This window comes from Streptomyces sp. NBC_00005 (genome assembly GCF_045160215.1).
In the GTDB taxonomy this organism is placed as follows: domain Bacteria; phylum Actinomycetota; class Actinomycetes; order Streptomycetales; family Streptomycetaceae; genus Streptomyces.
Window position 1 is genome coordinate 10,444,035 of record NZ_CP108316.1, and the last position, 21,320, is coordinate 10,465,354.

At 69.3% G+C, this 21,320-nt stretch carries 22 protein-coding genes and 1 pseudogene; 11 read left to right on the top strand and 12 right to left on the bottom strand.

Features of this window, described 5'->3' with window-relative positions; translation table 11 throughout:
- Positions 1–68 precede the first annotated feature (68 nt).
- The 6 genes and pseudogenes from OG303_RS47705 (at position 69) to OG303_RS47730 (ending at position 4,693) form a co-directional block, all read left to right on the top strand.
- Entirely contained in the window at positions 69–785 is a 717-nt protein-coding gene (locus tag OG303_RS47705; protein WP_405876305.1) for an SDR family NAD(P)-dependent oxidoreductase, read from the top strand.
- Between the two features lie 487 nt (positions 786–1,272).
- The gene (locus OG303_RS47710) at positions 1,273–2,445 is read left to right on the top strand and encodes a N(5)-(carboxyethyl)ornithine synthase (RefSeq protein ID WP_405876306.1); all 1,173 of its coding nucleotides are present in this window, start codon (positions 1,273–1,275) and stop codon (positions 2,443–2,445) included.
- Positions 2,446–2,510: 65 nt separating this feature from the next.
- A complete protein-coding gene (locus tag OG303_RS47715; protein WP_405868176.1) occupies positions 2,511–3,683 on the top strand; it encodes an IS4 family transposase in 1,173 nt (390 codons plus the stop codon).
- Between the two features lie 282 nt (positions 3,684–3,965).
- Positions 3,966–4,106, top strand: a pseudogene (locus OG303_RS47720) (transposase); the annotation flags it as partial.
- A gap of 18 nt (positions 4,107–4,124) precedes the next feature.
- The gene (locus OG303_RS47725; protein ID WP_405877915.1) at positions 4,125–4,358 is read left to right on the top strand and encodes a hypothetical protein; all 234 of its coding nucleotides are present in this window, start codon (positions 4,125–4,127) and stop codon (positions 4,356–4,358) included.
- A gap of 8 nt (positions 4,359–4,366) precedes the next feature.
- Entirely contained in the window at positions 4,367–4,693 is a 327-nt protein-coding gene (locus OG303_RS47730; protein WP_405877839.1) for a transposase, read from the top strand.
- Positions 4,694–4,802: 109 nt separating this feature from the next.
- On the opposite strand, the gene OG303_RS47735 is transcribed toward OG303_RS47730, so the two are convergent.
- The 9 genes from OG303_RS47735 to OG303_RS47775 form a co-directional block, all read right to left on the bottom strand.
- Positions 4,803–5,438, bottom strand: a complete 636-nt coding sequence (locus tag OG303_RS47735; RefSeq protein WP_405876307.1) for a CoA transferase subunit B — start codon at positions 5,436–5,438, stop codon at positions 4,803–4,805.
- The gene (locus tag OG303_RS47740) at positions 5,435–6,190 is read right to left on the bottom strand and encodes a CoA transferase subunit A (RefSeq protein ID WP_405876308.1); all 756 of its coding nucleotides are present in this window, start codon (positions 6,188–6,190) and stop codon (positions 5,435–5,437) included. Before OG303_RS47740 ends, OG303_RS47735 begins: the two co-directional genes overlap by 4 nt.
- 36 nt (positions 6,191–6,226) lie before the next feature.
- Positions 6,227–6,979, bottom strand: a complete 753-nt coding sequence (locus tag OG303_RS47745) for an SDR family NAD(P)-dependent oxidoreductase (RefSeq protein WP_405876309.1) — start codon at positions 6,977–6,979, stop codon at positions 6,227–6,229.
- Complete coding sequence (locus OG303_RS47750) at positions 6,976–7,947, bottom strand: fumarylacetoacetate hydrolase family protein (protein ID WP_405876310.1); 972 nt, start codon at positions 7,945–7,947, stop codon at positions 6,976–6,978. Before OG303_RS47750 ends, OG303_RS47745 begins: the two co-directional genes overlap by 4 nt.
- A 109-nt stretch (positions 7,948–8,056) precedes the next feature.
- Entirely contained in the window at positions 8,057–8,989 is a 933-nt protein-coding gene (locus OG303_RS47755) for a VOC family protein (protein ID WP_405876311.1), read from the bottom strand.
- A 6-nt stretch (positions 8,990–8,995) separates the two neighbouring features.
- Positions 8,996–10,006 carry an amidohydrolase family protein gene (locus tag OG303_RS47760; protein WP_405876312.1) on the bottom strand — a complete coding sequence of 337 codons (1,011 nt, stop codon included), beginning with the start codon at positions 10,004–10,006 and terminating at the stop codon, positions 8,996–8,998.
- Positions 10,003–11,178 carry an FAD-dependent oxidoreductase gene (locus OG303_RS47765; RefSeq protein WP_405876313.1) on the bottom strand — a complete coding sequence of 392 codons (1,176 nt, stop codon included), beginning with the start codon at positions 11,176–11,178 and terminating at the stop codon, positions 10,003–10,005. Before OG303_RS47765 ends, OG303_RS47760 begins: the two co-directional genes overlap by 4 nt.
- A gap of 164 nt (positions 11,179–11,342) precedes the next feature.
- On the bottom strand, positions 11,343–12,305 hold the full coding sequence (locus OG303_RS47770; protein ID WP_405876314.1) for a cyclase family protein: 963 nt from the start codon (positions 12,303–12,305) through the stop codon (positions 11,343–11,345).
- Complete coding sequence (locus OG303_RS47775) at positions 12,302–13,285, bottom strand: fumarylacetoacetate hydrolase family protein (protein WP_405876315.1); 984 nt, start codon at positions 13,283–13,285, stop codon at positions 12,302–12,304. Before OG303_RS47775 ends, OG303_RS47770 begins: the two co-directional genes overlap by 4 nt.
- Positions 13,286–13,406: 121 nt before the next feature.
- Between OG303_RS47775 and OG303_RS47780 the strand changes: the two genes are divergently transcribed.
- Positions 13,407–14,318: a LysR family transcriptional regulator gene (locus OG303_RS47780; RefSeq protein ID WP_405876316.1), complete on the top strand. Its 912-nt coding sequence runs from the start codon at positions 13,407–13,409 to the stop codon at positions 14,316–14,318.
- Positions 14,319–14,520: 202 nt separating this feature from the next.
- Here OG303_RS47780 and OG303_RS47785 read toward each other — a convergent pair whose 3' ends face one another.
- On the bottom strand, positions 14,521–15,789 hold the full coding sequence (locus OG303_RS47785; protein WP_405876317.1) for an MFS transporter: 1,269 nt from the start codon (positions 15,787–15,789) through the stop codon (positions 14,521–14,523).
- Positions 15,790–16,093: 304 nt separating this feature from the next.
- A complete protein-coding gene (locus tag OG303_RS47790; protein ID WP_405876318.1) occupies positions 16,094–17,227 on the bottom strand; it encodes an ABC transporter substrate-binding protein in 1,134 nt (377 codons plus the stop codon).
- Positions 17,228–17,433: 206 nt separating this feature from the next.
- On the opposite strand from OG303_RS47790, the gene OG303_RS47795 reads away from it, so the two are divergent.
- From OG303_RS47795 to OG303_RS47805, 3 genes are read left to right on the top strand one after another with little or no spacing between them, the layout of a single operon-like run.
- The gene (locus tag OG303_RS47795; protein ID WP_138643695.1) at positions 17,434–17,775 is read left to right on the top strand and encodes a helix-turn-helix transcriptional regulator; all 342 of its coding nucleotides are present in this window, start codon (positions 17,434–17,436) and stop codon (positions 17,773–17,775) included.
- A gap of 3 nt (positions 17,776–17,778) precedes the next feature.
- Positions 17,779–18,285, top strand: a complete 507-nt coding sequence (locus OG303_RS47800; protein WP_405876319.1) for an SRPBCC family protein — start codon at positions 17,779–17,781, stop codon at positions 18,283–18,285.
- Positions 18,285–18,920: a dihydrofolate reductase family protein gene (locus OG303_RS47805; protein WP_405876320.1), complete on the top strand. Its 636-nt coding sequence runs from the start codon at positions 18,285–18,287 to the stop codon at positions 18,918–18,920. Before OG303_RS47800 ends, OG303_RS47805 begins: the two co-directional genes overlap by 1 nt.
- A gap of 307 nt (positions 18,921–19,227) precedes the next feature.
- Here OG303_RS47805 and OG303_RS47810 read toward each other — a convergent pair whose 3' ends face one another.
- Positions 19,228–19,737 carry a MarR family winged helix-turn-helix transcriptional regulator gene (locus OG303_RS47810; RefSeq protein ID WP_405877841.1) on the bottom strand — a complete coding sequence of 170 codons (510 nt, stop codon included), beginning with the start codon at positions 19,735–19,737 and terminating at the stop codon, positions 19,228–19,230.
- A gap of 101 nt (positions 19,738–19,838) precedes the next feature.
- Between OG303_RS47810 and OG303_RS47815 the strand changes: the two genes are divergently transcribed.
- A complete protein-coding gene (locus tag OG303_RS47815; protein WP_405876321.1) occupies positions 19,839–21,314 on the top strand; it encodes an MFS transporter in 1,476 nt (491 codons plus the stop codon).
- Positions 21,315–21,320: the final 6 nt, after the last annotated feature.

Genomic DNA, 21,320 nt, shown 5'->3' on the forward strand with positions numbered 1-21,320 from the left:
CGGCCCCGGGGACTCGGTGACGGACGCACGAGATGAACTCACCACGCAAAGAACGGAGATGACGCTGTATGTCATCGACTGCCACAGACCAGAACGCGCCGACCGCTTTGATCATCGGGGCCTCGCGCGGCCTCGGTCACGCGATGGCGGCCGAATTCCTCGACAGGGGTTGGAACGTCATCGGCACAATCCGCGACACCACTGCCCGAACGCCCCTGCATGATCTCGCAGACCGAGCTGATGGGCGCGTCACCGTCGAGCATCTCGACATCAACGAGCCCGACCACCTGGCACCCCTGCACAAGCGTCTCGCGCAACGCCAACTCGACCTGCTCTTTGTCAACGCAGGCATCACGAGCAACGAGCAGACACCCATCGGCGCGGTTCCGACGGCCGATTTCATCGAAGTGATGATCACCAACGCCCTTGGTCCCATACGCGGTATCGAAGCGCTCCAAGACCTCGTTTCTCCCACCGGACTCATCGGAGCGATGTCGTCGGGGCAAGGCAGCATCACGAACAACACGACCGCAGGCCGAGAGGTCTACCGGGGAAGCAAAGCGGCATTGAACATGTTCATGCGCAGCTTCGCGGCCCGGCAGGCCGAGACGCAGCGCGCCTTTGTCCTCCTGGCGCCAGGCTGGATTCGCACCGCACTCGGGGGGCCGGACGCACCGTTCACCATCGAGGAGAGCGTCCCGCTGTTGGTGGACGTCCTGCTGTCCCGACTGGGCACTACCGGCCTGGCGTATCTGGACCGCTCGGGCCAAACCGTGCCCTGGTAAGGCCGGTAAGGCCCATGGCGGACGGCCGGATGAGAATGCCCCGGCCCACCACTCTGCCTTCGTGGCCACTCGCCGCTTCATGTCACCTGAAGTGGCCGAACGTTCTGATGCCTGACGGCCCGTCGGAGCGGGACGGGCCCCGGCGGGGGAGGCGCCTGGGGGCACGAGTTCGGCTCAGCTCCGCATGGCTGTCGAAGGACTACGAGTACCTGCGCGCCTGCTCGGAGAACGCCATCTAACTCTCCATAGCCCTGCTCCTTGTGCGCCGCCTCGCAGGACCAGCCCGCTGACAGGTCTTTCAGACGTCCTCCTGACCTGGCCCTGTGGATCCTTCGAGCTCAAACGAGCGGCGGGCGCTGAGCGGGCGGCACCGGAGTACGGTGGCGGTACCGAGCGCACCTCGCACGCCGTCAGCCGTTTCGGCGTCGCCCTCGGGGAACGGCAAGGCCGGAGCACATCGCGTCCGGTCGGAAATGAGCCGCCCCACATGAGCCTGATGAGCCTCGGAGTACTCGCCTCCTCCCACAAGGAGAACGAGTTCCGACTGCCGTTGCACCCCCGCCACCTCGACCGGATCGCCCCGGACATACGGGAGAGGATCTTCCTCGAACAGGGCTACGGCCGACGGTTCGGCGTGGCCGACGACGCGCTGCGACCACTCGTGGCCGGTCTGCGCTCCCGCGAGCGACTCCTCGCCGAGTGCGACGTCGTGCTGCTGCCCAAACCGATGCACGACGATATCGCCGCGCTGCGCGAGGGCCAGGTGCTGTGGGGATGGCCGCACTGCGTGCAGGACGAGAAGATGACGCAGATCGGCATCGACCGACGGCTGACCCTGATCGCCTGGGAAGCCATGAACCACTGGACCTCCACGGGCGCCTTCAGCGTCCATGTGTTCCACAAGAATAACGAGCTCGCCGGCTACTGCTCGGTGCTGCACGCCCTCCAGCTCGGCGGGCTGACCGGCCACTACGGCCGCCGCCTGCGCGCGGTGGTCATCAGCTTCGGCGCCACGGCGCGCGGGGCGGTCACCGGCCTGGGCGCCATGGGGGTCACGGACGTCACGGTGCTCACCCAGCGCGCCGCCGCGGCGGTGGCCTCGCCGATGCCCTCGGTCGTGATGGCCCACTTCGAGGAGCAGGACGACGATCCGTCGCGCCTGCGGGCCGTCACCGCGGCCGGTTCCATGCCGCTGGCGGAGTATCTGGCCGGGTTCGACGTCATCGTCAACTGCGTCCTGCAGGACACCGACGCGCCGCTCATGTTCGTCACCGACGAGGAACTGGCCCTCTTCCGGCCGGGAACCTTCTTCATCGACGTCGCGTGCGACGAGGGCATGGGCTTCGCATGGGCCCGCCCGACCACCTTCGGCGAGCCCATGCCCTCAGTGGGGTCGGGCTGCCACTACTACGCGGTGGATCACAGCCCGTCCCACCTGTGGAACTCCGCCACCTGGGAAATCAGCGAAGCGCTCCTTCCCTACCTGCGCAAGGTCATGAGCGGCCCCGCGGCTTGGGACACCGACGTCACGATCAGAAAGGCCATCGAGATCCGCGACGGCGTCGTCCAGAACCCGAAGATCCTCTCCTTCCAGCACCGGTCAGCCACCTACCCCCACGCTCCCGAGATCCCGGCGACTGCGCCGAGCGCAGAGGTCTAGGGTCAATGCCGTTGCGTTAGCTTGCGGGCGTACGCTGAAGTTCAGTGGTCCCGGGGGTGGTTCGGGTGGCTGCAAGCGTCTCTGAGTTATCGGGTTTAGGCCTGCTGACCTGGGTCTATCCGCCAGGTCTGGTGGATCGGGTGGTGGCTGCCTGTGGTCGTGTGGAGCAACGCAAGCGCCTGCTCCCGGCCCGGCTGGTGGTGTATTTCGTGCTGGGGCTGGCCCTGTTCTCGCCCGCTCCGTATCTGGACGTGATGCGGCATCTGGTCGAGGGACTGCGCGGCCTGCGCCTGCTGGGCACCTGGCATGTCCCGGCGAAGTCGTCGCTGTTTCGGGCCCGGCAGCGGCTGGGCCCGGAACCACTGCGGGTGCTGTTCACCACGACCGCGAAACCGATGGGCACCGAAGCCACCCCGGGCGCCTTCTGGCGCGGACTGCGGCTGCTGGCGGTGGACGGGACCTGCTGGGACGTCGCCGACAGCCCGGCCAATGAGGCTGCCTTCGCACGCCCCGGAAACACCCGCGGCCACGACAAAAGCGCCTTTCCCCAGGTGCGGATGGCCTGCCTGGTGGAGGTCGGCACGCACCTCGTACTGGACGCCGAACTCGCCGGCTGCCGCACCGGGGAAGTGACCTTGGTGAGCCGTCTGCCCCGTTCCTGCGGCCCCGGGCAACTGGTCCTGGCCGACCGCGAGTTCCTCGGTGTGCCGTTGTGGCGGTCCTTCACCGCCACCGGCGCTCAGCTGCTGTGGCGGGTGCCCGCCAACCGGGTCCTGCCTGTCGAGCGGCAGTTGCGGGACGGGTCCTGGCTTTCGCGCATCCACGCCCACACCGATCCGGCCCACACCGACCCGGTCACCGTGCGGGTAATGGCCTACCGGCTGAACGGCACCGGCCATGCTGCCGAGGGCTACCGGCTGGTGACCAGCCTGCTCGACGCCCGCCGCTATCCCGCCCGCCAGCTGGCCGCGCTCTACCAGGAGCGCTGGGAAGTAGAGAGCGTCTTCGCCGAGATCAAGACCCATCAACGCGGAGCCCACGTCGTCCTCAGCAGCAAAACCCCCGACGGCGCCCTGCAGCAGATCTGGGCACACCTGCTGGTCCACCACGCCCTGCGCGAACTGATGGTGAGAACGGCCGCGACCCGGGGCCTGGACCCCGACCGGATTTCCTTCACCGAAACTCTGCGCTCCGCCCGACGCAGTGTGACCGTCACGCCGGGCAGTTTTTCCCCCTGACCTCCTGGTCAGAACGCTCGTCCTGCTCCAGCACGACCTACTCGAACGACTCCTGCCGGCCAGACGCCTGCGCAGCCAGCCCCGCGTCATCAAACGCAAGATGTCCAACTACCGGCTCAAACGGGCCGAACACCACACCTGGCCCCAACCCACCCGAACCGGCACCCGAGCAATCACCATTCAACGACCCCAACCGGCAAACCCGTAACGCAACGGCATTGGGTCTAGGGTCCGTCTTCAAAGATCATCGGGTGGTGGATCATGGTGAGGTGATACGCCGTCATGAACTCACCGATCAGGAGTGGGAGTTACTCAGCTCCGCTGATACCGCGGGCTGCGACGGGCCGGCCGCGGGTGCCGGACCGGCAGGTCATCAACGGGATGGTTTACAAGATCCGGACCGGGATCTCCTGGCGTGACCTGCCGGGAACGCTACGGCCCATGGCAGACCGTCTACACCCGCTTCCGCCGTTATGCCCTGGACGGCGTATTCACCCAGCCCTGCAGCAGATCCAAGCTGGTGCGGACGCGGTCGGCGACATCCACTGGCTCGTCCAGATCGACTCCACCATCGTCCGCGCCCACCAGGATGCCGCCGCCATCGGCCGAAAAGGGGGCGCCAGCGGCAGGATGAACCGGACGATCACGCCCTCGGCCGATCCCGAGGAGGCCTGACCACCAAAATCCACCTCGCCTGCGACGGTCGCGGGCGGCTTCTCGCGATCCTGGTGACACCTGGCCAACGTCACGACAGCATCTGCGCACGCCCCCTCCTGGAACGCATCCGGGTCCCGCGCACGGGCCCGGGCCGACCACGCTGCAGGCCCGACCAAGTCATCGCGGACAAGGCTTACAGCTCCCGAGGCTTCCACGCCTGCCTGCGCCGACGCGGCATCGCGCACACCATCCCGGAGAAGACCGACCAGCAGCGACACAGGCACAACCGCGGCCGCCGCGGCGGGCGACCACCGGCGTTCGACCCGCAGATCTACCGCCAATGCAATGTTTGAAGACGGACCCTGGCACAAGGTCATGCCCATGGCGTAGGCACGCCGAAGCGGACGGAAAACGTCGGGCGGGCGGGGACCGCGGTCCCCGCCCGCCCGACGCGTTCACGGCTCATGGTCTGCGGATCAGATGCGCGTCGGTGCGGTCGGCGATGTCCTCCGGGGTCACACCCGGCCCGCATTCCACGAGTGCGAGGCCCTCCGGCGTGACATCGAGGACGCCGAGGTCGGTGATGATCCGGTGGACGCAGCGTTCACCGGTCAGCGGGAGGGTGCACTCCTTGACGATCTTCGGGCTGCCGTCCTTGGCGGTGTGCTCCATGAGCACGATGACGCGTCCGGCGCCGTGGACCAGGTCCATGGCCCCGCCCATGCCCTTGACCATTTTGCCGGGGATCATCCAGTTGGCCAGGTCACCGGCCGCCGACACCTGCATGGCGCCCAGCACTGCGGTGTCGATGTGCCCGCCCCGGATCATGCCGAAGGACAGCGCCGAGTCGAAGACGGAGGCACCGGGCAGGACGGTGACCGTCTCCTTGCCCGCGTTGATCAGATCCGGGTCGACCTCGTCCTCGTACGGATACGGGCCGGTGCCCAGGATGCCGTTCTCGGAGTGCAGGACCACATGGATGTCCGGCGGGAGGTGGCCGGGAATCAGTGTGGGCAGGCCGATGCCGAGGTTGACGTAGGAGCCGTCGGTGAGTTCGGCGGCGGCACGGGCGGCCATCTGGTCACGGTTCCAGCTCACGATCGTACGGTCCTTTTCTCGATGTGCTTGTCGGCGGCCTGAGTTGCCGTCAGCTCTACCAGTCGCTGGACGAAGATGCCTGGCACATGAACCTCTTGGGGTCTCAACTCACCCGGTTCCACGAGCTCTTCGACCTCGGCGACCGCCACGCGCCCGGCCGTGGCGGCGAGGGGGTTGAAGTTGGCGGACGCCTTGTGGAAGACCAGGTTTCCGTGCCGGTCGCCGCGCCAGGCCCGGACGAGGGCGAAGTCGGTGTTGATGCTGTGCTCCAGCACGTACGTACGGCCGTCGAAGTCGCGGGTCTCCTTGGCCGGGGAGGCCACGGCGACCGTGCCGTCGGGCGTGTAACGCCAGGGCAGGCCGCCGTGTGCGACCTGGGTGCCCACACCGGCAGGGGTGTAGAAGGCGGGAATGCCCGCGCCGCCCGCACGCAGCCGCTCGGCCAGGGTGCCCTGCGGCACCAGTTCCACCTCCAGTTCGCCGGAGAGGTACTGGCGGGCGAACTCCTTGTTCTCACCGACGTAGGAGCCGGTGACGCGGGCGATCCGGCCCGCCGACAGCAGGACTCCCAGCCCGCGCCCGTCGACTCCGCAGTTGTTCGACACGACCTCCAGGCCGGTGGCGCCCTGGGCGTGGAGGGCCTGGATGAGTACGTCGGGGATGCCGCTGAGGCCGAAGCCGCCGACGGCCAGCGAGGCGCCGTCTGGGATGTCGGCGACCGCCTCCGCGGCGTTCGCGCGGACCTTATCCATGGAGCGAGGGCCTTTCTGGTGTGCGTTGTCGCTGGTTCAGGCGTCTGCGCGTAGGGCGTCCGAGATCGACTTGGTGCCGCCGTGCGCGGTGAGGCCGCCGTCGACCGGGATCTCCGCCCCCGTGATGAAGGACGCGTCGGAGGACAACAGGAACACCACGAGCGGCGTGATGTCGTCGACGGTCCCGGTGCGGCCGAGCGGTGTCTCGCTGAGGTTCGCCTCCCGGAACGCGGGCGAGGCGGAGGCGGTCATGTCGGTCTCGACGAAGCCGGGGTGGATGGTGTTCACGCGAATGCCGCGCGGTCCCAGTTCCATGGCGGCGGTCCTCGACAGGCCGCGCAGCGCCCACTTGCTGGTCGTGTAGGCGACGGGGTAATGGGCGGTGAGTGCCGCCGACGAACCGACGTTCACGATCGACGTACCCGGGCACATCAGCGGCGTCAGGTGCTGGATGCCCAGGAGCGGTCCGGTGACGTTGACCGCGTGGACTCGGGCCATGTCCTCGGGACGTACGTCGTCGATCCGGGCCCGCCAGGTGACGCCCGCGTTGTTGACCAGACCGTGCACCTGGCCGTACGACTCCCGCAGTTCAGCGGCGAGTTCGGACCAGTCCTTCTCGCTCGTGACGTCGAGGCGGTGGCAACCCGGTGCCTGCGCCACGTCGGTGGCGATCACCCGGGCGCCCTCGCGGATCAGGGCCTCGGCCTCCGCCGCACCCTGGCCGCTCGCCGCGCCTGTGACCACGACGACCTTGCCCAGGAGCCGCTTCGGGTGGAGATCGCTGGTCACGGCCTCTCCCTGGAGCGGCTTCGGGCGACCGGGACCGGCACGGGATCAGGACCGGCCACCACGGTGTTGGAGACGCTGCCGATGCCCTCCACGGTGAGGGTGACCGTGTCGCCGGGCTTCAGCGGTGCCGGCTCCCGCTTGCCTCGTACGCCCCAGAGCTCCGCCAGGCAGCCGCCGTTGCCGCAGGTGCCGGAGCCGAGGATGTCGCCGGGGCGCACCCAGGTTCCGCGGGAGGCATAGGCGACCATCTCCTCGAAGGTCCAGCTCATGTTGGACAGCAGGTCCTTGCCGACGACCTTGCCGTTGATCTCCGCCGTCAGCGCGAGGTGCAGGAAACCGTCCGCGTCGCGGTGCTTGTCCAGCTCGTCGGCGGTGACCAGGTATGGGCCCAGGGTAGTGGCGGTGTCCTTGCCCTTGCAGGGGCCGAGGCCCACCTTCATCTCGGCGGACTGCAGGTCGCGGGCGGACCAGTCGTTGAAGACGGTGTAGCCGATGATGTGGTCGCGGGCCTGCTCGGGGGTGAGGTCGCGGCCCGCCTTGCCGATGACGGCGGCGACTTCGAGTTCGAAGTCGAGCACGCTCGACCCCGGGGGCATGGGGATGTCGTCGTGCGGGCCGTACACCGCGTAGGGGTTGGCGAAGTAGAACGTCGGGGCCGCGTACCACCGTTCGGGCACACCGGCCGCTCCGTCCACGGACCGCCGTACGCCCTCGACGTGCTCCTCGAAGGTGACGAAGTCCCGCACGGTGGGCGGCTGGAGCGGGGGCAGCAGTCGTACGTCGGAGACGTGTGGGCCGGCCGGGACATCGAGCATCACGGAGCCCGCGTCGAGCAGTTGGGGCAGGCCGCCGCCCTCGGCGAGCAGGCCGGTCAGGGAGCTGACGCCGGGCAGGGGGTAGAGCGTGCCGTCCTCTGCGACGACGGCCACCTGGCGTCGGTTGCGGTACTCGTACGTGGCGAAACGCATGGGGAGAGGTCCTGTCGGCGGGAGGGCGGGTGGAACGAAGCCGGGGACGCGGCGGGGAGTCAGGGCATGACAGGGCTGCCGCGCCCCCGGCGACTGGGGGCCTGGCCGGTTACACCGGCGGGGCGACGAACACGCCGCGGTCGACGTCGTTGAACGACTCCTTGGCGACGAGTTCGTTCATCGGGTTCGCGGTGCCCCACTGGTCGGTGACCTCGGGCTTGGAGAAGTCGTAGACGTGCGGGTGCCAGGTGTCCTCGTCGAGGAGCTCCAACTCGGTGGTGTATTCGACGGTGTTGCCGTGCGGGTCGAGGAAGTAGGTGAACGTGTTGTCACCCGCCATGTGCCGGCCCGGACCCCAGACCTTCTGGAAGCCGGCCCGCATCACCCGGCCTGAGCCACGCATGTACTCGTCCAGGCCGCGCATCTCGAAGGAGACGTGGTGCAGCGAGGTGTGCGGGCCCTTGGCGATGGCCATGGAGTGGTGCTGGTTGCTGATCCGCATGAAGTGCATGACGTCGCCGACGTACGGCGAGCTGAGCGTGTCGGAGTGCCGGAAGCCGAGGTGGCGCTCGTACCACTCGCGGGTCGTGTCGAGGTCGGGGGAGTTGAGGACGACGTGCGACAGCTTGACCGGGATCGACTCCTTCTCCTCGATCTTGCGGTGCTGCCGTACGTCGACGTCGGCGGAGACCTCGATGGTGCGGCCGTCGATGTCGAAGAAGCGGAAGCCGTAGCCGCCACCGGGAGTGTCGACCTCGCCCGGCTGGGAGATCAACTGCACGCCGCCCGAAAGGAGTTGTTCGGCGAGGGTGTCGACGTCGGTGGTGCTCGCGGCCCCGTACGAGACGAGGTCCAGGCGCTTCTCGTCGGCTTTGCGCAGCCGTACGACGTATTGTTCGGGGCTGCCCTCGGCGGCGAGGAAGGCGATGCCGGAGTCCTCGGCGACTTTGGTCAGGCCCCAGACGCCGGCGTAGAAGTCGAGTTGCTTGTCGTAGTCGGGCACGGCGAGGTCGACGTGCCGCAGGTGGGTGAGCAGACGCATGGGGGGTCAGTCCTTCCGGAGGAGGGCGGCGGCGTTGCCGCCCCGGACGGCGTGGAAGTCGGGGTCGGGCAGGCCCGCGGCGCGCAACGCGTCCAGCGGGTCGTCGGTGCCCATGTCGAAGGGGAAGTCGGAGCCGAGCAGGACTCGGTCGGCGCCCGCGGCACGCACCAACTCCCGCAGCACGTGCGGGTCGTGGACGAGGGAGTCGAAGTACAGCTGCTTCAGATAGCTGCTCGGTTCCCGTGCGCAGTCATGGGCGTCGAAGCGGGTGCGCCAGGCGTGATCGGAGCGGCCGATGTGGGTGGGCAGATAGCCGCCGCCGTGTGCCGCGATCAGCTTCAGGCTCGGGTGGCGGTCCAGGACGCCGGAGAAGATCAGGTGGGAGAGGGCGGCCGCGTTCTCGGTGGGCTGGCCGACGGTGTTGGACAGGTACCACTGGTCCAGGCGCTCGTCGAGAGTGCAGCCGAAGGGATGCAGGAAGACGAGCGCGCCGGTCTCCTCCGCGCGGGTCCAGAAGGGCTCGTACGCGGGGTCCGACAGTTCGCGGCCCGGTGCGTGCGAGGAGATCTCCACACCCAGCAGCCCCTGCTCCAGCGCGTCGTCGAGCAACTTGACCGCACGTTCGGGGTGTTGGAGCGGTACCAGGCCGAGGCCGCGCAGCCGGTCGGGGGCCTTCGCGCAGTGCGCGGCGGTGCCTTCGTTGGCCAACCGGCAGGCGCGGTCGGCGAGTTCGGGTCCGGCCCAGTAGTGGTAGTGCGAGGGTGAGGGGCTCACCAGCTGCACGTCCACACCCTGCGCGTCCATGGCCGCCAGCCGCACGGTGACGTCGGTCAGTCTCGGCACGCGCGCGCCGACCATGGGCCCGTTGACGGCCAGGGCCGCCGGGCCGTTGCGGCGGGCGTCGAGGGCGCGGGCCTCGGCGAGACCGGGGTGACCGGCCACGGCCTCCTCGACCTCGGGCAGCAGGAGGTGGGCGTGGACGTCGATCGTCGGCACGGAGGATGCGCTGGCGGTCATGGGCGCTCCTTGAGAAGGTTCAGGGTGCGGCCGACCAGCCCGGCCATGTCGGCGTCGCGCACGCCGTCGAGCTGCCACTGGCCGATCTGCACGGATGCCTCGACGACGGTGCGCACCCGGGGGATGCGGCGGTCGTGATAGGCCTGGAACAGCTCGTCGTCCCAGTCCCGTCCGCCGCTGAGCAACTCGGCGAGGACGAGGGCGTCCTCCAAGGACATCGCCGCGCCCTGGGCCATGGTGGGCGGGCAGCAGTGGGCGGCGTCGCCGATGAGCACGACCCGGCCCCGGTGCCAGGAGCCCTCGACCAACAGGCGGTCGAACCAGGTGTAGTTGACCTTCTTCGGGTCGGTGATGTGCTCGGTGATCTCCGGCCAGGCGCCGCCGTAGCTCTGCGCCAGGCGGCGCATCTCGTCGGCGTAGGTGACCGGGTCGATGGCGGCGCGGTCGCGGCACGCCTCGACGACGTAGGCGTAGATGGTGCTCTCGCTGGTGGGGCAGTAGCCGGCGATGTAGGCGGGGCCGCCGTAGGCGAGGTCGGTGCGTGTCACGCTCTCGGGCCGTGGGGCGGCGATGCGCCAGATGGCCATGCCGGTCGGCTCGGGTTTGTCGGTGATGCCGATCGCGGCACGGGTGGCCGAGCCGAGCCCGTCGGCGGCGATCACCAGGTCGTAGCGGCCGGTCGTGCCGTCGCTGAAGCGCACCGAGACACCGTCGGCGTCCTGGTCCAGGGTCTCGGCGATGGTGCCCAGGCGCACGCCGGCGCCGGAGGCCCAGACCGCGTCGATGAGGATCTGCTGCAGCTGGGGGCGCTGCATGCCGAGGGTGGCGGGCAGATCCTTCCCGCCGGTCTGGATGTCCTCGGCGACGAACAGGACGCTGCCGTCGGGTGCGGTCACGCCGAGCGAGCCGAAGGCGTACCCGGAGGCCTCGACCTGTTCCCACACGCCCAGCTCGCGCAGGACGCGCAGGGCGTTGCCCTGGAGGGTGATGCCGGAGCCGGTGGTGGCGTTCCAGTCGGGCCTGGCCTCGATCAGGTCGACGGCGATGCCGGCGCGGCGCAGCAGGACGGTGACGGCGTTCCCTGAAGCACCGCCGCCGATGACCAGGACGATGGGGGTCCCCCCGCTCGAGCGAAGTCGAGAGTGGGGGAGGGTGGTGAGGCTATCAGCCATGTAGGGGATACCTCCCGGGTTGGGCCGCGCGACTTCGGGCGGCGGGGGTGCGGCTCTCGCCCGCTGGGAGGGCGGACCAGGGGTGGGGACGGGGTGCGGGCCGGATGCGCCGCTGCTGTCCGGGGAAGGGCGCATCCGGTGACTGAACGAATCGGCCGAGCGGGCTACTTGACGGCGATCGGGTTGACCGGGGAGCCGACGGCTCCGGTGATGGGCAGGGGTGCGGCGGTGAGCCAGAACTCGTACACGCCGTCCTCGGCGCAGTCGGCGGCGAGGGCGTCGAGGTCCCACATCTCGCCGATCAGCAGGCCCATGTTGGGGATGACGACCTGGTGCAGTGGCTGGAAGGCATGGTCGAACTCGTTGGGCCGGACCTCGAAGCCCCAGGTGTCGGTGGCGATCGCGGCGTTCTCGGTGCGGTGCAGCCAGCCGGCGGTGGTGAACGACAGCCCGGGCGCGGGCCCGCCGGCGTAGTCGCCCCAGCCGTCGCGCTTGGCGCGGGCGAGGTGACCAGTGCGGACGAGGACGATGTCGCCCCGGCCGATGCTCACGCCGTGGGCCTCGGCGGTCGCGTTCAGGTGCTCCTCGGTGATCGCGAACCCGTCGGGCAACTCGCCGTCCGTGCCGATGACTTGGCCCGCGTCGAGCAGGACGCCCCGTCCGGCGACGTACGGCGCCATGTGCTCGATGCCGGTGACGAGGTCGCCGTCGGAGGTGACGACCTTGTCGGCCCGCCGTCCGTTCCAGGCGAAACCGTGGTCGAAGATGTGGCCGAGCCCGTCCCACTGAGTGGAGCACTGCAGCGGCATCGCGATCACGTCGTCGGCGCCGCCGATGCCGTGCGGGAAGCCCTGGTTGCCGAGGGCGGCGTCGGTGCCGGTGTCGAGCATGGTGTGCACGGGGTTCGTCCTGCGCCGCCAGCCCTTCTGCGGCCCGTTCATGTCGAAGCGCTGCGACAGCGAGAAGCTGACGCCCCGCCGGACCAGTGCGGCGCCCTCGCGGCGCTTGGCCTCGTCGAGGAAGTTCAGGGTGCCGAGCACGTCGTCCTCGCCCCAACGACCCCAGTTGGAGTACGCCTTGGCGGCTTCGGCGATCGCGCCCTCCGGGTCGCCGCGGTCCAGGCTCATGCCGACACCTCGGCCACACAGCGGGTGCGCTGCGCGCCCAGGCCGGTGATGGAACCCTCCATGACGTCGCCGTCGCGCAGCAGACGGCCCCAATGGATGCCGTTTCCTGCCGGGCTGCCGGTCAACACCAGGTCGCCGGGCAGGAGTTGTGCCGTCTGCGAGATGTACGACACCAGCCGCGCGATGCCGAAGAGCATGTCCTTGGTCGACTCGTCCTGCATGGTCTCGCCGTTCAGCTTCAGCGTGACCCGCAGGTCACCCGGGTCGGCGATCGACTCGGCCGGCACGATCCACGGTCCGAGCGGGGTGAAGCCGGGCGCGTTCTTGGAGCGCAGCCAGTCGGTGCCGATGGCCTTCATGTCCCGGCGGAAGACGGTGGCCCGGTCGGTGAGGTCGTTGGCGATCGTGTACCCGGCGACGTACTCAAGGGCCTCCTCCACGGTCACTCGATAGACGGGCCTGGCGATGACGGCCGCCAACTCCAGCTCCCAGTCGGGCTGTTCGGCCCAGGAAGGGAGCACGACATCGTCGTGGGGACCGGCGATGGTGCTCGGCAGCCCGATGAACACGTACGGCAGGTCCTCGGCCGCCCGGCGGTCCATCACCGCGGCGATCTCCGCGCGCGCCTCCTCGACCGTGCGGGGGTCGTCGGGGGAGCGGTGGGCGACCTCCAGGTCGATCACGTGCTGCCGGTAGTTGGCACCGGACTGGAAGATCTGGCGGGGCTCGATGGGAGCGTGCACCCGCAGTCCCTCCAGTGGCCGCCAGTCGAGGGTGTCGTCGTCCGCGAGGGAGCGCAGGACGGGGAGGGTCTCCTCCCACCGCTCCACCACGGCGCGCATGCCGGACGGCGCCCGGTCCAGGGCGCTGCTCAGATCGAGTACGTGCTCCTTGACCAGGAGGCCGGGGAACGGATCCTCGTCCCGAGCGGAGAACGTGCCGAGCGCGAGCGGGCCGGCAGGTTGCGCGAGGGTTGCCATCAGATTTCCTCCTGCTGGGTTGCGGTCTACTCTGGCCTCTATCGACCAATCACGGAAATCAATCCTGTGGATATGCCTAATCCACCGCGTGGATGACCCTCGCTCGTATGGGTGGTGCCTGGTGAACCTGTCTCGACTCGACCTCAATCTGGTCCTCGCGCTGCGCGCGCTGCTGGAGGAGCGCAACGTCACCCGGGCCGGTGAGCGCGTCGGGCTGAGCCAGCCCGCGATGAGCGCGGCGTTGTCCCGGCTGCGCCGCCATTTCGACGACGAACTGCTCGCCCGCACCGGCAACAGCTACGAACTGACACCGCTCGGTGTCGCCCTGCGCGATCGCAGCGCCACCGCGTGCGACCTGCTGGAACGGGTCTTCTCCAGCCAGGCCGACTTCGATCCGGCCGCGGAGAGCCGCGAGTTCACCCTGCTCGCCTCCGACTACGGAGCGGCCGTGTTCGGTGCCGCGCTCGCCCGCGCCCTGCACCGGGAGGCGCCCGGCGTCCGGCTCACCTTCCAGCACTCGACACCTGCGGCGGTGGAGAACACCGCCACCGTGCTGAGCACCGTCGACGGTCTGCTGCTGCCGCACGGCATCATCGACGGCTTCCCCGCTGTCGATCTCCACCGGGACCGTTGGCTGTGCCTGGTCGCCGACGACCATCCGGAGATCGGTGACGAACTCACCCTCGACCAGCTGTCGCGCCTGCCCTGGGCGGTGTACCAGCGCCCCTACGACGCCCCGGCCGCCCGTCAGCTCAGCATGCTCGGCATCAGCCCCCGCGTGGAGGTCTCGGTGCAGACCTTCCAGCTGCTGCCCCACATGGTCGAGGGCACCCGCCGGGTCGCGATGATCCAGGAGCGCCTGGCACGCAAGGCGGTCCGTTCCGCCGCCGTGCGTGTCCTTCCGTGCCCCTTCGAAGCGGTACCGGTGCAGGAGGCGATGTGGTGGCATCCGGTGCACGCCCAGGACGCGTCCCACATCTGGCTCCGTCAGAAGGCGGCCGAGGTAGGCGCAACGCTCACAGCGACTCCATGAGGGCCGCAGAGCCGTATCGATGTGCGGCTCCGCCGCCCGCCCGGCCGGCGGCCGGAGCGTCTTGGGGCAGTGCGCAGGCGCAGTGTCACCCTCTACAAGGTGCTGGCGGCTTTGATGGTGCTCGCGGCTGCCGCCCTGGTCGTCACGCACACCACCTCCCTGCTCACGCTCGCGGTACCGCTGTGGGCCAGGTCGGTGCCGCTCAGGCCAGTTGCTCCGGCAACGGCCTTGGATCAACGGTCCCCGCCCGACGCCGGGCCGCCAGCAACCCGGCCGCGACGAGCGCGGCGACCAGCCCCAGCACGCCCACCGCCCCGGCCAGACTGCCGACCACCGACTCCCCGGCGAGCAGCACGAGCGGGCAGACGAACTCGCCCCCGAAGAAGGCCGCCATCCACAGCCCCGTGCCGCGGCCGCGGTCCTCGAACGCCAGCCGGGACATAGCGCTGGTGAGGAGAGCGGGCAGCAGCATGCCGGTGCCCACGCAGTTGACGACCGCCCCGACGACCAGCAGCGGGGCGTTCCCTGCGAGGAACATCACCACGAAGCCGACGGCGCACACCGCGAGAACGGCGGGCAGCATCAGGTCGGGAGAGCGCTTGAGACGCGCGAAGGTGACCGCGCCGCCCACGGTGGCGGCACTGGCGATCGCGGTGGCCAGCCCGATGACCCCGGAGTTCTCCACCCCCAGGTCGTCGAGCAGGTACGACATCTCGACCGGGACGGTGTAGAAGACCATCGCCCCGAAGAAGGTGAGGGCGCAGATTCCCGCCAACTGACGCCAAGGGAAGGGGCGTTGACCTGCGACCTCGGTCGAAGTGTCCTCGGTGGCCGCGCGGGGCTCGGGGTTGGCCAAGGTGGTGGCCATCAGCGGGGCGAGCATCAGGCTCACGGCGTACACCCAGAACGGCACCCGCCAGCCGGCCGATCCGGCGGCGCCGCCGAGCACGAAGAAGACGGTGGCCGACGCGGAGGCGCACATGGTCTGCAGGGCGAGGTACTTCACCCGCCGGTGGCCGGAGTAGTAGTCGCCGATCAGTGTCGTGCAGCACGTCATGATCGCGGCCTCGGTGACACCGACGAGCGCACGGCTGACGATGATCGCCCCCAGCGAGTCCAGCCAGAGCGGGGCGGTGCCGAACACGGCGTACAGCAGGGTCGCCACGATCAACAGCCGCTTGCGGCCGAGCCGGTCCACGATGACCCCGGCGAACGGGGCCAGCAGGGCCAGCGCCAGTGCGGGAACGGTCAGTGCGAGCGGCACCAGGGCCTTGACGCCGGGGACCGTCTCGAAGTGATCCTGCATCTTCGGCAGGACGGGGGCGATCAGCACCGCCCCGAGGATCGGCAGACAGCTGCCGGCCATCAGCAGGGTCACGCGCAGCAGATGGGCCGGACCTGAGACGGAAACGGGTGACGGAGCGGGATCGCCGACCGCGGTGGGGGAGGGCGACGGAACGGAACCGGGCATGGCGACTCCAGGGACGGTGTACAGGAGCGGGCATGCCTGGCACTGGCGCCGATGGCGCACGGCATGCTGAGGACGGCCGCACACCGGCGGCTGGTCCGGACAGCGGCGTGCGGGTAGGGACGACTATGGGCCGTCAGGCGCCCGGTCGCCATCCTCCGCGCGATCCGAATCTTCTATCCCGCCCATCCACGTCATGGATGAGCCACGCCCGCACTCCGGGCCCGGGGTGCCTTGTGCGCATGCTGCGGAGCGGTTCCGCCGTCGTCATCACGGCCGAACCGCTCCGCAGCAGGGTGAGCAGCGGTCAGAAGGTGCCGGGGGTGCGGCCGAGCGAGCCGTCGGGGTCGCCGGGGTCGACACCCTTGACCTGGCCGAAGTAGAGCTCGACCTGGGAGCGGAAGCGTTCGACCTCGCTACGGTTCGACATGAACTTCGCGAAGGCCTTCGGGTCGGTGTTCTTGTACGACGCCAGCGGCTGGAGTCCGGCCGGCGGGGCGACGTCCTTGCGCACGGACCCGGTCCAGGTGGCGATGGCGTTCTTCTGCGTGTTCTGCGAGTTCATCCAGCTCATGAAGAGCTTGGCGCCGGCCTTGTGCGGAGCCTGCTTGAAGATCGCGCCGCGCTGGGTCCAGGAGTTGAAGCGCTCGGTGCTGGAGAAGACCTGGGTGCCGTTGGGGCGGGCGTCGCCGCCGACGGCGATGGAGGCGAGGTAGTCCCCGCCGGCCACGCCCGCGGCCGAGCCCGGGACGCCACGGATCAGCTTCGGGTTCTGTGCGACCAGCTTGGCCAGGTAGTTCCAGCCGTACTTGTCCACGATCTGCTGGTAGCCGAAGAGGACCGCGTCGTCGTCGTTCGGGTAGGTCAGGACCAGCTTGTTCTTGTACTCGGGCTTCAGCAGGTCCGTGCCCTTGAAGTCGCCCGCCTTCGCGGGGATCTCCTTGTTGTTGACGAGGTAGGAGAAGGCGCCGTAGAAGACGCCCGTGAAGTAGCCGTCCTTGTCCTTGGCGTTGGCGAACACCTTGTCCCAGCCGACCGGCTTGTACTTGAGCAGGTCGCCGTCCTTCTTCCAGCGGTCGAAGTCCTGGCTGGTCTGGAGGATCGTGGCGTCGGCGACCAGGTGGCCGGTGGCGAGTTGGTTGTCGATCCGGGCGTCGTGGTACTTGCTCAGGTCGGTGACCAGGTGCGGCTTCACATCCGGGAACTGCTGCTCGAAGGCCTGGGAGAGGGAGTTCCACTGGCCGGGGGCGTCGCCGCCGATGTAGACGGTGACCTTGCCGCCCTCGGCCTTCGCGGCCTTGTAGAGGGCCTGGAGTTGATCCTGCTCGGAGGCGGTGGTGTGCCTGTGCGCCGTGGTGTCGGCCATGGCGGTCGTGGCGACGGCGGTCAGGGTCAGGGCGGTGATGATGGCCGCGCCGATCAGCTTGTTCCGGTGCTTCATGGCGATGTGCTACCTCTCGGGGTCCGAGCATTCGTTTGAGATTTCAAACGTTGCGTTGCGCTGCACGCTACGCCTGCAGTTTGAAGATTCAAACAATCCTCGCCTGGAGTGTGACCATGCACACGTGCTGAGCGTCTGAAGATCACCCGCAGTCGGCTCACTCGTGCTGGCTTGACACATTCCGATATCGGCATACGATGGCGCCCATGGCACGAGCAGCGACGACGTCAGACGTCTTCAACGCGATCGCCGAGCCGCAGCGCCGGGAGATCCTGGTACTGCTGCGGGCGGGTGAGCGGCCGGTGACCGAGTTGGCCCGGGAGCTGGGGATGACCCAGCCGGGGGCGTCCAAACACCTGCGGGTGCTCCGGGAGGTCGGGCTGGTGCGGGACCGCAAGGCAGGCAAGCAGCGCCTGTACGGCCTCGACGCCCGCGGGCTGCGACCGGTCCACGAGTGGACCGGCGGGTTCGAGCGGTTCTGGAACGAGAGCTTCGACCGGCTGGACGCATACGTGCAGGACCTCAAGCAGGCACGGCAAGAGGAGTGACCGATGGCAGCGACAGGACGAGACGCGTCGACGCAGTCAGCGACGGCCGACCGCGAGGTCGTGATCTCCCGGGTCATCAGTGCCCCGCGGGAGCTGGTGTTCGAGGCGTTCACCGAAGTCCGGCACCTGTCGCGATGGTGGGGACCGGAGGGGTTCACCACCACCACGCGGGCGTTCGAGTTCGGCGTGGGCGGGGTGTGGGACTTCGTGATGCACGGACCGGACGGAACGGACTACCAGGAGTGGATCTCCTGGACCGAGATCACCCCGCCGGAGAGGATCGCGCTGCTGCACGGTGAGTCCCGCGGCGACCCGAACGCCTTCGAGTCGGTCCTCACGTTCGCGCCCGACGGCGCGGCGACCCGGATCGAGATGCGCACGTTGTTCCCCACCAAGGAGCTGCGCGACGAGGCGGTCGAGAAGTACCACGCGATCGAGGGTGGCCGGCAGACCCTGGGCAACCTGGCTGCCTACGTCACCGAGATCGTTCGGAAGGGAGTTGGGGACTGATGGCCGGAAAGGTGTTCTTCAGCGTGACGATGTCGCTGGACGGGTTCGTCGCGCCCGAGGAGCGCGTGGACGACCCGGATGCGCAGCGCTGGACGGCGCAGTGGATGGAGCTGCAGCAGTGGATATTCCCGCTGCGGTTCTTCCGGGAGAACCTGAAGCTCGGCGAGGGCGGCGAGGAAGGACGCGACAACGACATCGCGCGGGAGACGTTCGAGCGCACCGGCGCGAGCGTCATGGGCAAGCGCATGTTCGACCTCGGCGAGCAGGCGTGGCCGGAGGAGGCGCCGTTCCACACGCCGGTCTTCGTCGTGACGCACGAGAAGCGTGACCCCTGGGAGCGGCCGGGCGGGACCACCTTCCACTTCGTCAACGACGGCATCGAGACCGCGCTCGCCCAGGCTCGCGAGGCCGCCGGCGACCGAGACGTCCGTATCGCGGGCGGCGGCGCAACAATCCTGGAGTACGTGAACGCCGGCCTGATCGACGAGTTCACGATCGCGCTCTCACCCGTGCTGTTCGGCTCCGGAATCCGCCTGTTCGAGGACGTGGACGCGGGCCGCGTGGCCCTGGAGCCGGTCCGCGCGGAGCCGACGCAGCGGGTGACTCACCTGACTTACGCAGTCCGGGAGCGGTAACTTTCTCGACCTCAGCGCTCCTCTGTCGAGGTCAGCAGCGCGGTGAGATCCTCGACGCTCTGAGCGTCAGGAGAGGCGAGCGTTCGGGCCGCGATTTCGGCCGCACGCTCCTCCGGGAGGGGCCTCACGGTGTTGTCGTGGAACTTCCTCGCCACCGTCAGGCTTCGCCGGCGAGTCACCAAGGGCCCCGGCTCCCGTGCCGCCGGTGCTCGCGATGGCGTTCAAGCTCATCGAATCAGCACAGACCCGGTGGCTCAACGCGTAGAGGCGGTCGCCGGGGCGAGCCGTTGTCGTCCGTGTGCGGGGCTCAGTGTTGTGTCGCCGGGCGCGTGGCACGGTTCTGTGGTCGCGTTTTGGTCAGTCCGTGCTCCACGGCCCTGAGCAGGGTGAGGGCCGCGTCGAGGTGTTCGGTGTCCTGGCCCGCGGCTTCGGAGACGGTCGCGGCCCATTCCTGTCGGACGAGGGTCGTGTTGCTGCGTCCGCGCTCGGTGGAGTGGACCGTCACCCCGCGACCGTCGCCCGAGTGGGCGCGCCGCTCGATGAAGCCCTTGCGCTCCAGCCCGCCCAGGACGGTGGAGAGGTTGGTGCGCTGGAGCCCGGTTGCGGCGGCGATGCGGCTGGGCGGCGCTTCGGGGTCGCCCTTCAGGTAGCGCATCACCATGCCCTCGGACTGCGACAGGTGGACGGCCTGCTCGTCCGTGTAGCGGCGGAACTGGATCTCCCGGCTGATGATCAGTACGAGGTCGGCCAGTTCGGCCCACCGTGGCTCGTGGTCCGGCCCTGCTTTCGGGCCTGTCGGGTGCGCTTGGTCCTCCATCACGGTCCCAGGGTACGGGGTTGCCGCCAATTGGTTATGAGGGCATACTCCTTATGTACTCATAGTTATGAGTACATAACCTCTGCTCTTCTGGAGTCGTCATGACGACAACCACCTCCTCACCGGCCAGGGCGGCCGCGCTGTCGCCCCATGCCACGGCCCGCGCCGGCGGGCTGCACCCGGCCGGAGTGTTCATCCTGCTGGCGGGCGCATTCCTGCCGATCATGGACTTTTTCATCACCAACGTGGCCCTGCCCAGCATCGACGCCTCCCTGCACGCCTCCGCGTCCTCGCTGGAGCTGGTGATCGCCGGGTACGGCGTCGTGTACGCCACCCTGCTCGTCCTCGGCGGCCGGCTGGGCGACCGCTACGGCCGCCGCCGCGTCTTCCTCAGCGCGCTCGTGGGCTTCGTGCTGGCGTCGCTGGCCTGCGGTGTCGCCCCGAGCGTGGGTGCGCTGATCGCCGCCCGCCTCGTCCAGGGCGCCACCGCCGCGCTGCTGATCCCCCAGGTGCTGGCGACCTTCCACCAGGTCCTCGAAGGGGAACGCAAGTCCCGTGCCGTGGCCCTGTACGGGGCCACCTCCGGCATCGCCGCCGTGGTCGGACAACTGGTGGGCGGCCTGCTGGTCAGCGCCGACATCGCCGGTACCTCCTGGCGGCCGATCTTCCTGGTCAACGTGCCCATCGGCGTGGTGGTGCTGATCGTGGCGGCCCGGATCGTGCCCGACACCCGCTCGCACCACCCCGTCGGCATCGACCTGCCCGGCACCGTGCTCTTCGCAGCCACCCTGACCGCCCTGCTGGTTCCGCTGACCGAGGGCCACTCCCTGGGCTGGCCGTGGTGGACCTGGCTGCTGCTCGCCGCCGCGGTCGTACTCGGCGCCGCCACCTACGTCGTGGAGAAGCGCGCCGAGCGGCGCGGCGAGGTCCCGCTGCTGCCGCCGTCACTGCTGCGCCTGCCGTCGATGTCCCGCGGCCTGGTCATGGTGTTCGCCTTCAGCATCGGCTTCGGCGCGTTCATGTTCGTCTTCGCCCTCACCGTCCAGAACGGCCTGCACGCCAACGCCCTGCACGGCGGCCTGGCGATCCTGCCGATGGCCCTGCTGTTCTTCGCCGGCTCGCTGTTCGCGCCGCGGCTCATCAGTCGGTTCGGCAGGGCGGCGCTGTCCGCCGGCGCCGTCGTCCAACTCGCCGGACTGGTCTCCCTGGTGTGGGTCCTGCTCGTGAAGTGGCCGCACGTCAGCCTGTGGGACATGGCCGTACCGCTCGCCCTGGCCGGGGCCGGGCAGTCGATGCTGTTCGCCGGCCTGTTCCGCAGCGTGCTCGCCGACGTTCCCGCCCACCTGGGCGGCATCGGCAGCGGCGCGCTGATCACCCTGCAGCAGAGCGGACTCGCCCTCGGGGTGGCCACGCTCGGCACCCTCTACATCAGCCTCGCACCGCACGGCGTCTCGCACGCCTTCGCCGGAGTCGAGTACGTGCACATGGGCATCGTCGCCCTCCTCGCGATCGGCGCCGCCGCCCTCCCGCGCTTCACCGCCTCGGCGCCGGCTGCCACGCCGGTCGTCGACGCCTGAACGCGC

What these genes read in the sequence shown, in the direction of transcription:
- OG303_RS47705 (WP_405876305.1), top strand. Translation starts at nt 69, where the DNA reads ATGTCATCGACTGCCACAGACCAGAACGCGCCGACCGCTTTGATCATC.
- OG303_RS47710 (WP_405876306.1), top strand. Translation starts at nt 1,273, where the DNA reads ATGAGCCTGATGAGCCTCGGAGTACTCGCCTCCTCCCACAAGGAGAAC.
- OG303_RS47725 (WP_405877915.1), top strand. Translation starts at nt 4,125, where the DNA reads ATGGCAGACCGTCTACACCCGCTTCCGCCGTTATGCCCTGGACGGCGT.
- OG303_RS47740 (WP_405876308.1), bottom strand. Translation starts at nt 6,190, where the DNA reads ATGGATAAGGTCCGCGCGAACGCCGCGGAGGCGGTCGCCGACATCCCA.
- OG303_RS47750 (WP_405876310.1), bottom strand. Translation starts at nt 7,947, where the DNA reads ATGCGTTTCGCCACGTACGAGTACCGCAACCGACGCCAGGTGGCCGTC.
- OG303_RS47755 (WP_405876311.1), bottom strand. Translation starts at nt 8,989, where the DNA reads ATGCGTCTGCTCACCCACCTGCGGCACGTCGACCTCGCCGTGCCCGAC.
- OG303_RS47760 (WP_405876312.1), bottom strand. Translation starts at nt 10,006, where the DNA reads ATGACCGCCAGCGCATCCTCCGTGCCGACGATCGACGTCCACGCCCAC.
- OG303_RS47765 (WP_405876313.1), bottom strand. Translation starts at nt 11,178, where the DNA reads ATGGCTGATAGCCTCACCACCCTCCCCCACTCTCGACTTCGCTCGAGC.
- OG303_RS47770 (WP_405876314.1), bottom strand. Translation starts at nt 12,305, where the DNA reads ATGAGCCTGGACCGCGGCGACCCGGAGGGCGCGATCGCCGAAGCCGCC.
- OG303_RS47775 (WP_405876315.1), bottom strand. Translation starts at nt 13,285, where the DNA reads ATGGCAACCCTCGCGCAACCTGCCGGCCCGCTCGCGCTCGGCACGTTC.
- OG303_RS47785 (WP_405876317.1), bottom strand. Translation starts at nt 15,789, where the DNA reads ATGCCCGGTTCCGTTCCGTCGCCCTCCCCCACCGCGGTCGGCGATCCC.
- OG303_RS47790 (WP_405876318.1), bottom strand. Translation starts at nt 17,227, where the DNA reads ATGAAGCACCGGAACAAGCTGATCGGCGCGGCCATCATCACCGCCCTG.
- OG303_RS47795 (WP_138643695.1), top strand. Translation starts at nt 17,434, where the DNA reads ATGGCACGAGCAGCGACGACGTCAGACGTCTTCAACGCGATCGCCGAG.
- OG303_RS47800 (WP_405876319.1), top strand. Translation starts at nt 17,779, where the DNA reads ATGGCAGCGACAGGACGAGACGCGTCGACGCAGTCAGCGACGGCCGAC.
- OG303_RS47805 (WP_405876320.1), top strand. Translation starts at nt 18,285, where the DNA reads ATGGCCGGAAAGGTGTTCTTCAGCGTGACGATGTCGCTGGACGGGTTC.
- OG303_RS47810 (WP_405877841.1), bottom strand. Translation starts at nt 19,737, where the DNA reads ATGGAGGACCAAGCGCACCCGACAGGCCCGAAAGCAGGGCCGGACCAC.
- OG303_RS47815 (WP_405876321.1), top strand. Translation starts at nt 19,839, where the DNA reads ATGACGACAACCACCTCCTCACCGGCCAGGGCGGCCGCGCTGTCGCCC.